At 59.2% G+C, this 10330-nt stretch carries 10 protein-coding genes; 6 read left to right on the top strand and 4 right to left on the bottom strand.

Features of this window, described 5'->3' with window-relative positions:
• Window positions 1-436, top strand: a 436-nt coding sequence (locus ACP5VX_RS05360) for a hypothetical protein (protein ID WP_428724860.1), incomplete at its 5' end; no start/stop codon positions are given.
• On the opposite strand, the gene ACP5VX_RS05355 is transcribed toward ACP5VX_RS05360, so the two are convergent.
• Complete coding sequence (locus ACP5VX_RS05355; RefSeq protein ID WP_428724859.1) at window positions 433-1686, bottom strand: ABC transporter permease; 1254 nt, start codon at window positions 1684-1686, stop codon at window positions 433-435. The two genes, ACP5VX_RS05360 and ACP5VX_RS05355, sit on opposite strands and share 4 nt — an antisense overlap.
• Window positions 1676-2413 (bottom strand): ABC transporter ATP-binding protein, encoded by a 738-nt coding sequence (locus ACP5VX_RS05350; RefSeq protein WP_428724858.1) that lies wholly within the window; start codon window positions 2411-2413, stop codon window positions 1676-1678. Before ACP5VX_RS05350 ends, ACP5VX_RS05355 begins: the two co-directional genes overlap by 11 nt.
• 85 nt (window positions 2414-2498) lie before the next feature.
• Between ACP5VX_RS05350 and folP the strand changes: the two genes are divergently transcribed.
• The gene (gene folP / locus ACP5VX_RS05345) at window positions 2499-3371 is read left to right on the top strand and encodes a dihydropteroate synthase (protein WP_428724857.1); all 873 of its coding nucleotides are present in this window, start codon (window positions 2499-2501) and stop codon (window positions 3369-3371) included.
• A 59-nt stretch (window positions 3372-3430) separates the two neighbouring features.
• On the opposite strand, the gene ACP5VX_RS05340 is transcribed toward folP, so the two are convergent.
• Entirely contained in the window at window positions 3431-4321 is an 891-nt protein-coding gene (locus ACP5VX_RS05340) for a cation diffusion facilitator family transporter (protein WP_428724856.1), read from the bottom strand.
• A gap of 53 nt (window positions 4322-4374) precedes the next feature.
• Complete coding sequence (locus tag ACP5VX_RS05335; RefSeq protein WP_428724855.1) at window positions 4375-5871, bottom strand: carboxypeptidase M32; 1497 nt, start codon at window positions 5869-5871, stop codon at window positions 4375-4377.
• An 82-nt stretch (window positions 5872-5953) separates the two neighbouring features.
• On the opposite strand from ACP5VX_RS05335, the gene ACP5VX_RS05330 reads away from it, so the two are divergent.
• From ACP5VX_RS05330 to ACP5VX_RS05315, 4 genes are all read left to right on the top strand, one after another.
• Window positions 5954-7075 carry a sugar phosphate nucleotidyltransferase gene (locus ACP5VX_RS05330; RefSeq protein ID WP_428724854.1) on the top strand — a complete coding sequence of 374 codons (1122 nt, stop codon included), beginning with the start codon at window positions 5954-5956 and terminating at the stop codon, window positions 7073-7075.
• Window positions 7076-8305: a phosphoglucomutase gene (locus ACP5VX_RS05325; RefSeq protein ID WP_428724853.1), complete on the top strand. Its 1230-nt coding sequence runs from the start codon at window positions 7076-7078 to the stop codon at window positions 8303-8305.
• A gap of 55 nt (window positions 8306-8360) precedes the next feature.
• Window positions 8361-9728, top strand: coding sequence for an ATP-binding cassette domain-containing protein (locus tag ACP5VX_RS05320; protein WP_428724852.1), 1368 nt, complete (start codon window positions 8361-8363; stop codon window positions 9726-9728).
• The coding region (locus ACP5VX_RS05315; protein ID WP_428724851.1) for an energy-coupling factor transporter transmembrane component T at window positions 9721-10330 on the top strand (610 nt) is incomplete at its 3' end. The genes ACP5VX_RS05320 and ACP5VX_RS05315, both read left to right, overlap by 8 nt.

Raw genomic sequence — 10330 nt, 5'->3', positions numbered from 1 at the left:
CTACAACTACACGTACCTGGTGGCTTTCGAGAGCCGGGGTTACGGGCACGTAGCCGTGGTGACCTACGCTGACGGTGCCTGGTACTTGATAGACCTCGCCGGCGACTGGTTCAACGGGTACAGCTGGTTCTTGAGGATCGACCTCGCCCGGGGGGCCTCCACCTACACGGTGAGGATACCGCCACTCTCGGTCAACCCGGACGTCAAGGCCTGGTTGCTCTCCAACGGGTTCGCGAGCCTCGTGAAAGTGAGGAGCGACTACGCCCCGTCCTCCGGCGACATCGCCTCGATCATGAGGTCCTGGAGCAGTTACTGGGCCTCTCTGGGCTACCCCCAGTACAGGTACTACCTCGTAGGCTACAGCGTATACTACGCGTCGAGCGATGTAGGCGACGTAGCAGGCTACCTGAGCAGCCTGGTTTCGGGCGGGGGCTAGCTCCCCCCTCTTGCCCTCCCTCTTAGTTGTAGACCTGTCACGACGAGTTCGCTGTTGTAGACCTTGAAGGCGAGCACGTACACAGCGACCACTTCTGCCAAGCTCGAGGCAAGAGCCACGTAGAAGTACGTGTAGTCTCCAACGGTACTCGACAGGCTCAGCAACAGCGGCATCGGGGCTACCGTGAGGCCCGAGACCACGGAGGTAGGCATGTTAAGGCCCAGCCCGGTGAACTGGACTATTATGGCGAGCCCGATCATAACCATCGTAAGCGGGGTCACAATTATGCCGGCAGTCCTCTCGTCGCTGACCAGGCCCCCAATGACCACACCCAGACCGCCTGAAAGAAGTGTGCCCAGTACCGCTGTGACCAGCATGAGCAGTATCGTGTTCAGGTCGATCACTTGAGACGTAGCGGGGTAGCTCACACCCGCGGCTTGGGGGGTCAGCTGGCTTGAGAGAGACATGCTGAAGAGGGACGCGAAGAGACTGCCGAATAGCACGGCCCCCATTATGACAGCCGCTACGATAGAGGCTACGATCTTAGCCAGCGCTATGTAATCCCTCCTAACAGGCTGTGACAGGAGCAGCTCGAAGGCCTTCTCAGACTTCTCCACGGCGCTTGCTTGAGTGGCGAAGCCCATAGTGAAGGACATAAGTATTGCGACGACGAAGGTCGACGCAATGCCGAACCCGATGTCGGTGTTTACCCTCTCGTAGTCGAGCACCCTCCCCTCGTACACTATCTTTATGTCTAGACCCACTGTAGCGTTGCTGTAGAAGTTTATAGTAGTGTTCGACCTCAAAGCCGCCAAGGCGTACCTGAGCGCCTCGTTGAAAGAGCCCTGCAGCAGTAGGGGTGGTAGAGAGCCTATGCTGGTGAGCGACAGGGAGCCGAGAGGCGTGTACGTGACCAGCCTGGGGGTGGAGTTGAGGGCCTCGCTGCCGAAGCCTCTCGGTATTACAACTATTGTGCTGAAACCAGGCAGCTCAGAGACGCCTGTGACGAGTCTCACCCTGCCGTTCAGCGTGTTGTTTAAGTAGGCTACGAAAGCCCTAGACAAGGCCGTGTTGTCCTCGTCTACGACCCCGATCACACCTGTATTCTGGGTGACCACTGACCTTATCCCCGTGTTCATGAAAGAGCCTAGGGAAACGTAGAAGAGGGGTATCACTAAGATCGCTACGAGGAAGCCCGGGTTCTTGATGAAGGCCTTCACTTCCCTCTTGAGGAGGGACCTAAACACCATGGCGCTTCACCGCCCTCAGGAACACCTCCTCGAGGTTGGAGGCCGAGTAAGCGGATTTAAGCCTTTGTACCTCCCCTTCCGCTATCAGTTTTCCCTTGTATATGATCCCCACCCTGTCGCATAGGTTCTCCACTTCGAGCATGTTGTGGCTGCTCAAGATCACGGTGATGCCCTCTCGCTCCCTGTACCTCTTGATCAGCTCCCTGACAAACATGCTCTTCTCCACGTCCAGGCCCGAGGTGGGCTCGTCTAGGACGAGAACCCTGGGGTGAATGGCCAGCGCGACGCTCAAGGCTAGAATCCTCTTCATGCCCTTACTGTACTTCTTCACCGGCTCCTCGATGAACTCGCCTAAGTCGCTTATCGATATCGCCTCGTCGATCCTCTCCTCTAGCTCCCTCCCCTTGAACCTTAACGAGAGCATGAACTCGATGAAGTCGTAGCCGGTGAGGTCTCTGTAAGCCCCCGCCTCCTCGGGGAGGTAGCCGATCATGCTCCTCACAGCCATCGGCTGGCGTACTACGCTGTAACCCTCCACGAGAACGTCGCCGCTGGTCGGCTTAAGCAGAGTGGCGATTATCCTCAGCGTAGTCGTCTTCCCGCTGCCGTTCGGGCCGACCAGCCCGTAGATCTCCCCCCTCTTAACGGTGAAGCTCAGCCCGTCGACCGCGACCACTCCTCCCCGGTAGACCTTTCTAAGATTGCTGACAACTACGCTCTCGCTCATTGTACCAGCCGGTCTTCCTCGTAAGCGTCTATCACGCAAAGCGTTTAAAATTAGATGTGTAGTCACGACTCACGGGGCGGTACTCGTGGCGCAGATCGACGCCGTGATAGCCGGTGTGAGGGTGGGCGACAACAGCCCCGTCAGGCTCATGGGCGTGGTCAACGTGTCCCCGGAGTCCTTCTACAAGGGTAGCGTGAAAGCGAGTGAGGGGGAGCTCATCAGGACCGTCGAGGCGTTCTTGAAGAGCAACACCGACTTCTTGGACATCGGCGGAAGGTCTACAGCACCCTACCTTGAGACGGACGTACCGCTCGAAGTGGAGCTGGAGAGAGTCGTCTGGGCCGTAAAACTCGTCAGGGACGTGTTCGGCGACAAGATCCCGATATCCGTCGACACCACCAGGTCCAGGGTCGCGGAGGAGGCCCTCCGGGCCGGGGCAAACATAATAAACGACGTCTCTGGCCTGCGCGAGGACCCCAGGATGGCTACTGTGGCGAGAGATTACGGCGCGCCGTTGATCGTCGTTGCCAGGGTTCCTTCGTACAAGAGGGGCGTCAGCCCGATCGACCAGGTCATTGAAGCGGTTAAAGACTCCTTATCTAGGGCCGTGGATAGCGGTGTCGACGAGAAGGCGATCGTCGTAGACCCCGGTATTGGGTTCAACAGGTTCCAAGAACTGCCGTGGTACGTGTGGGACTCCATGGTCCTAGCCGAGCTAGAGAAGATGAGGGCGCTCGGGCGGCCCATCCTGGTAGGCGTGTCCAGGAAGTCGTTCATAGGAGAGATAACGGGCCGTAGAGACCCCGCTGAGAGGCTGTACGGTAGCCTGGCCGCGACCGCGATCGCCGTATACAACGGGGCACACATCGTAAGGACCCACGACCCTGCGGAGACGCTTGACGTCGTCAAAGTGGCGTCCTTCATCAGGCGCCTCAAGAGCCAGTACACCTCCTGGTAGACGCGGACTCTCGTAGGAGTCGTCCAGGAGACCCAGGCGCGACAACAGCGACAGGAGAGCTACTCGTCAAGGGACGTTATTTCACTCATTATCTCCTTGTACGACGGCGGCTCTCTCCTCGCGGGGACGATCTCGATGTAGACGTACTTGAACCTAGGGTCGGCCTCCTTGACCCTGCTCTCAATAGAGTTGGCCAGCTCCTCTGCTCTCCTCACGTCCATGTTCTCGTCCACCTCTACCTCCAACACGAGGAGGTACTCGTCCTCGGTCAACATGGCCGCCTTGAAGACGTTCACGTCCTTGACTTCGCGGAGGGAGAGGACGCTGTTGAGCACTTTAACCAGTACGCTCTTCGGCGGTGCGTGACCGGTCAACACCCTGTAGAATCTGTAACCAATGGAGAAGGATATCGCGACTACGACTCCTGTTATTATTATGCTGCCTATCACGTCAACTAGTCCTGACCCCGTGTAGAGGGCTATGAAGGAGATGATCCCAACGAGGGTGTCCGCTAACGAGTCCACCATTGTGCTTTTGGCGACCGGGTCTGTTTTATCCCTCGCCAGGTAGTAGGCACTGTAGAATAGGGGCACGGTGTTCAGGACTGTCGACGCCAGGACTGCGTGGAGCGAGATGGGTGTAGAGTACACCTCGGGCACACTGCCGAGAGACGACACCACCCTGTTCACCGCGAACCCTAGTATCGAGCCCGAGAAAATCATCAAGGCGATAAGGCTGGTCGCGTAAGACCTCCTCTCTACCCCGAACGGGTACTCGAGGGCTCTACGCACCCTCCTCAGCCCGACCATCATCGCTATGAGCCCAACAGTGTCCGTCAACTCGTTCAGCGCGCCTATTTGGACGCTGATAGAGCTCGAGAAGAACAAGCTTACTACGAACAGGACGGTAGAGGCCGAGTTGAGAACAATGCTCAGCTCGACCGGATTCAAACTAGGATATCCACCTATGTTGATATATGGGGAGGAAAACGGGCCTTATAAAACTAGTGGCCCAGGTACTTCTCTCTCAAGTACCTCAGGAGGTACTCCACGTTGTACTCGCTGCCAAGCGCTCTCCTTAGAAGCTCCTTCGGCGGGTAGGTGCTCCCGAACCTGTGCAGCCTGCTCCTCTGCCACTCCTTGATAGCGCTGAAATCCCCTTTCGCCACCTTTTCTCTGAGGCCGACTTCTCTCTCCATGGCGTACATCATCTGCGCCGCTACGATGTTCCCGAGAGTGTAGGTGGGGAAGTACCCTATAGACCCCATGCTCCAGTGTATGTCCTGGAGAACACCCTCGCTGTGCCTGCCCGGCCTGACTCCGAGCAGCTCTTCCATGTAGTTGTTCCACAGCTCTGGGAGGTCTTCCACTTTTACCTCACCCGTTAACATGAGTTTCTCGAGCCTCGCTCTCAGCACGATGTGCAGGTTGTACGTTACCTCGTCCGCCTCTGTTCTAATGAGGCTCGGCCTTACTACGTTGAAGTACAAGTAGACGTCCTCCGGAGTGTACTTCTCTATGAACGGGAGGTGCTTCTTTAGCACTGGATAGATCAACTCGACGAACTCCCGGCTGCGCCCAACGATGTTCTCCCAGAACCTGCTCTGCCCCTCGTGCACGCCGAGGCTGGCCCCCGTCGCGATAGGGGTGTACTTGAGGGCGGGGTCTATCTGTAGCTCGTACGTCGCGTGCCCGAACTCGTGGACTGTGGATAAGAGCGACCTCTTGAAGTCGAACCCCTCGTACCTCGTTGTTATCCTGACGTCGTCCAGCCCGATCTCGATCGTAAACGGGTGGGCCGACACGTCGAGCCGGGCCCTCTCACCCAGCGGGTAGCCGAGCATCTTCAACACCTCGATGTTAACGGCCTCCATCCACGCCCTCTCGTACTTCACGTCCTCCAACGGGTGCTTCTTGGGGTACCTGCCCTCTGCTTCGACCTTCTCAAGTATTCTCTTCAGCTCCGAGGTCAGAGGCGTCAAGATGTTGTCGACGTCCCTCGTCGTCAGACCCTCCTCGTACAAGTCTAGCAGCGCGTCGTAGGGGTGGTCTTTCCATCCGAGGTAGTCAGCCTTCTCCCTAGTCAGTTTCACGATCTTCTCCAGGTACGGCTTGAACTTGTTGAAGTCGTCGGTCTCCTTGGCCGCCCTCCAGGCGTGCATGGCCTCCTGCGTCGTCTTCTCGAGCTCCGCCAACAGCCGCGGGGGGATGGCCCTCATGATCCTTATCTCCCTCGCCAGGACCCTCACGACGCCCCTCTCGTAGTCGTTGAGACCCTCGATCTTCTCGGCTCTCTCGACCAGTTGCGTGAACTCGGGGCTGAGAATGAGTTTTTGGGCTAAGAGGCTCAACTCGGCTCTAGCGACAGCCCTCTCCTCCACTCCTCCCCTAGGCATGTAGGTCTCGCTGTCCCACGAGAGGAGGGCCTGGGCGTGGCCTATTGCCCATATCGCCCTGTACTTCTCGAGGATCTCCTTCACGACCTCGTTTTCGAAAACCAAGGAGTCCACCAGATCATCTTGTAACTTGGGCGACAATTTAAAATTCACCTTTGGCCAAATAATAGAGTAGGTCGCACACTCGATGAGACCACCGGTCGTCATCCTCGCGGGAGGTCTGGGCACGCGGCTCAGGCCCCTAACGGAGGTCCTCCCCAAACCCATGGTACCGCTCGGCGGGAAGCCTCTGATAGCCCACCTCGTCGAGAGGTTTCAGGAGATGGGGTTTCACAGGGTCTACATCGCCGCGAACTACAAGGGGGCCCTGATCAAGGAGTACGCCGAGACAGCGGGGTTGCCCGCCGAGGTCAGGATACTCGACTCGAAGGACACCATAGACGGTGTAAGGCTCATAGCCGAGGAGCTGGGGGACGAGGTCGTCGTCTCCATGGGAGACTTGGTAACGAACATCGACGTAGGCGACCAGTACAAACTACACCGCGAGACGGGCGCGGACGCGACCATATCCCTGACCAGCGTGGACAACCCGCTACAGTACGGGCTCGTGATGGTGGACGAGAGCAAGAGGATACTCTTGTTCACCGAGAAGCCCGTAAGCCTCGAGGTCTACCTCCTCAGCCTCGCCTTCTACAAGACGAAGGGCGTGAGCTCCTACAGTAACCTTGTCAACGCGGGCATCTACGTGCTGGGCGACAATGCTATGAAGCTGATAATGGCTAACAAGTCCCTGCTAGACTTCGGGAGGCACTTGTTCCCCCTCATGGTCGAGGAGGGCTACAAGTGCTACGGGTACGTTGCCCCTCCGGGCGTCTACTGGGAGGACATAGGGACGATAGAGAAGTACAAGAGGGCGATGTGGGACGTGATCAGCGGGGGCGTCCCCGGCTTCAAGTTGAACGGCGAGACGGTGTCCAGCGGGGTGCACGTACACAAGACCGCGGACGTGAGGGGCGAGATACTGCCGCCGGTCTACATTGGCGAAGGCGTAGTTGTAGAGGAGGGGGCTGTGGTAGGCCCGTACGTGAGCTTGGAGGGGGGTAACTTCGTCGGGCGTGGTAGCCGCGTGGAGAACTCCATACTGTGGCGGAGAGCGGTCGTCGGCCGCAACACGTACGTCAGAGAGTCTATATTGTTGAACGACTCAGTTTTAAGTGACGGTGTGAAGGTTGTCGACTCCGTTATCGGCTCGGGTAACAAGGTCGCCGAGGACGTTTTCTCGAAAGTCCTACCCAACAGGGTGGTCTAGGTGCCCCAGTTCTACGACAACAGGATAATAGGTGTCCCGAACAGGGACTTCACGCCGGACGAGGCCGCGAGGCTAGGGGAGCAGTTCGGCTCCGCGCTGGGCAAGGGCTCCGTGGTAGTTAGTGGGAGGGACTACAACCCAGCGTCAAGGATGTTGAAGAGGGCCTTCACCTCCGGGCTCATGAGCGTGGGAGTAGAGGTAATGGACTTCCACGAGTCGCTGAGCGGGGAGATCTCTTTCAGCATAAAGAGGTTCGGGGCCAAGGGTGGCTTCCTGTTCACGACCTCGCACTCCGTGAAGGACTCCGTTATGCTAAAGCTGTTCAAGTCCCCCGGCTACGAGCTACTCGCGAGCAGGTTGAGCATCGGGGAGTCGGAGGTCAAGAGGGTTGGGCTGGGCGAGATAGGCTGGGTCATGTACTCGGAGTACATCCACAAGCTATACGTGTCGGCCCTCCTCAGCTTCGTTAAGGTCGACGAGATCATTACGAGGGGGTTCAGGGTCGTAGTCCACACCGCGTACTCACCCGCCGACACCATAGTGCCCGACGTGTTGAAGGCTCTGGAAGTCGACTACGTCCTCCTACACAACGTCAAGGCCAAGGCTTACGAGTCGATGTACCCGTTCACTAAAGAGCTCGAGAGAGTGGCCGACATAGTCAGGGCCACGGAGGCCGAGCTAGGCGTTGTAGTGAACAACGACGCCTCCTCGCTCGTAGTCCTGGACGAGAAGGGTAGGATACTGCTGCCAGAGGAGCTGATGATGCTGATAACGCTCAACGCCCCCAGGGGCTCGCAGGTCATAGCCGAGACAAGAGTGCCGGGCGTCTTCAAAGAGCTCCTCGCCTCGAGAGAAGTGTCGGTAGCGGAGGTCGGCAGCGAGGAGAACTTGATCGACGCGATGTACAAGGCGAGGCCTTTCATAGCGCTCAGGCACACTGGCCACTTCGCCGTACCCCTATTCAGCCTAGGCTACGACGCCCTCATAACGCTCGTTAAACTCCTCGAGTCTCTCGCCTTCGCGAAAACGAGGCCCTCGGCACTCGTGGACAAGTACAGGTCAAGGGCCTACGCAGAGGTGGGCAGGTTGAAGGCGGAGGAGGTCGAGGCCGCGAAGCAGGGCCTTAAGCCCACGATATACGGTTTCACTAGGTACACCCCGGACGGCCTACGCTACCTGGTTTTCAACCCAGACGACCAGACGTACTCGCTCCTGGAGCCCAGGCTCTAGGGTCACGTATAAACCGGGTTTTCATCATACCGATAACTGGGTTCTAGGCGGTCGTATGCTGAGAGTAGAGGGCCTCACAGCGAGTTACGGCCTCGACGGCGGCCCGGTGGTCAAGAGCGCCAGTATAGAGCTGGGAGACGGGGAGGTCGCCCTGGTCACCGGCCCCTCCGGCTCGGGCAAGACGACGCTAGTACTCGCGATCACCGGCGTGTTAAAGCACCTCCTCAACGGCCACGTCACGGGCAGGGTATCGCTGGGCGGTGTAGACCCGCTGGACCCGCACGGATTCCGGAGAGTCCCCCTAGTGACCGGCGTGGTGTTGCAGGACCCCGACAGGCAGATCGCGATGCCTACACCGCTCGACGAGCTCGTCTTCACACTCGAGAACATGGGTTACGAGACCACGGTGGCGGTCGAGAAGAGCAAGAAGGTGCTGGAGTTCTTCGGCCTCGGCGCGAAGGCAAGCGAGCACGTCGAGAACCTCTCCCTCGGCGAGAAGAGGAGGCTGACGATCGCCTCGGCGGTTGTGCACGACCCAGGCCTCTTGATACTCGACGAGCCCACCGCCAGCCTGGACCCGTGGGGGGTGAAGAACGTGGTGAACTTCGTGGAAAAGGCCAAGAGGATGGGGCTCTCAGTCCTCCTCGTGGAGCACAAACCACTGTTCTTCCGAGACCTGGCCGACAAGACCTACAGAATCGAGCGGGGTGTGCTGGTGGACTCCCCACCGCCCACCGCGGGTCTCTCCCTTCAGCGGTCAGCGAGAAGCAGGGAGGGAGGCGAGTCGGTCCTCGAGGCTGAGGACCTGGTCGTAGGGTACGGTGAGCCCTTGCTGAGAGCGGACAGCATCCGCGTGGGGAGGGGTGAGGTGGTCGTGGTCGCCGGCCCGAACGGGTCGGGTAAGACGACGTTGCTGAAGACCATAGCCGGCTTCCTCAAGCCGCTGTCCTACAGGAAGGTGAAAGCGAGGAGGGCCTTCTACGTGCCCCAGCACCCCGACTTCACGTTTATACACAGGACCGTCGAGGGCGAGCTGAGGGACGCGGCGAGGTCCGTGGCATTCAGCGAGCTCGCCTCCATGTACCCGTGGTTCGACCAGGTCAGACGCAGGAACCCGTTCACCCTGAGCCACGGCCAGCGGAGGTGGCTCGCCAACCTCGTCGCCTACGGGTACTCCAGGGACTTAATTCTCCTAGACGAGCCCAGTACAGGCCTAGACGACGCGATGTTCGGCGAGCTTGTGAGGGCTGTGAGGGCGCTGGCCGAGAGGGGTGCCGGGCTACTGGTCTCGACTCACGACCCGAGGCTACTCCTGGAGCTGGCCGACAGGGCGTACTTCGTGGACGGGGGGCGTTTGAGAGAGGTCGACCCGGTCTGGCTCGGGCTGGAGATGCTGAGGGCGGCGGGTGTGAGGCTTGGCTAGGCCTTCTGCATCCCTCGGCTTCCTGACAGCCCTCGGGCTATCACTAGCGGCCTTCGTCCTAGAGAACGAGGCCGTCCTACTCGCCCTGTCACTGGCCTGTTTAGCCGCCTCGTTTAAGAGGCTGAGGAGGGTCTACTGGGTGTACGCCCTGTACGCCGTCGGGTTGACCGGCGTGTTCGTGAACGCGGTCTTGTTCAACAACACGGGGAGCACCGTGTTCCACCTCCTCGGCTACCCGGTGAGGAGCGGGGCAGTAGAGGGCTTCGTGAGGGTGTCGCTCAGGCTCCTCCTCATAGCTGCCGCCGGCTCCTGGTTCATCACCGAGTACACACCAGTCGAGGTGGCGAGGGGGCTCGAGAGGGAGCTGGGGGTCCCCAAAGGGGTCGCATACGCGGTGGCCTACGCTTTCAGGATCATGCCCCTCGTTGCGAGGGACTACAGAGAGGTCGAGTTCGTGAGGAAGGAGAGGGGGAAGAGGGCCGTCCCGGTCACCCCGGGCGACCTGGCAAGCATAATAACCCCACTCCTGCGAATAGGCTACGAGAGGGCGTTGTGGACGGGTATCTCAATGGAGTTACGGGGCTTCAGTCTGAGGAGGGTCA

This window comes from Thermogladius sp. (assembly GCF_049970955.1).
GTDB lineage: Archaea > Thermoproteota > Thermoprotei_A > Sulfolobales > Desulfurococcaceae > Thermogladius.
Note: the sequence above shows the minus strand (reverse complement) of the source record. Positions and strands in the feature narration are given on the sequence as shown.

What these genes read in the sequence shown, in the direction of transcription:
- ACP5VX_RS05320 (WP_428724852.1), top strand. Translation starts at nt 8,361, where the DNA reads ATGCTGAGAGTAGAGGGCCTCACAGCGAGTTACGGCCTCGACGGCGGC.
- ACP5VX_RS05350 (WP_428724858.1), bottom strand. Translation starts at nt 2,413, where the DNA reads ATGAGCGAGAGCGTAGTTGTCAGCAATCTTAGAAAGGTCTACCGGGGA.
- ACP5VX_RS05330 (WP_428724854.1), top strand. Translation starts at nt 5,954, where the DNA reads ATGAGACCACCGGTCGTCATCCTCGCGGGAGGTCTGGGCACGCGGCTC.
- ACP5VX_RS05355 (WP_428724859.1), bottom strand. Translation starts at nt 1,686, where the DNA reads ATGGTGTTTAGGTCCCTCCTCAAGAGGGAAGTGAAGGCCTTCATCAAG.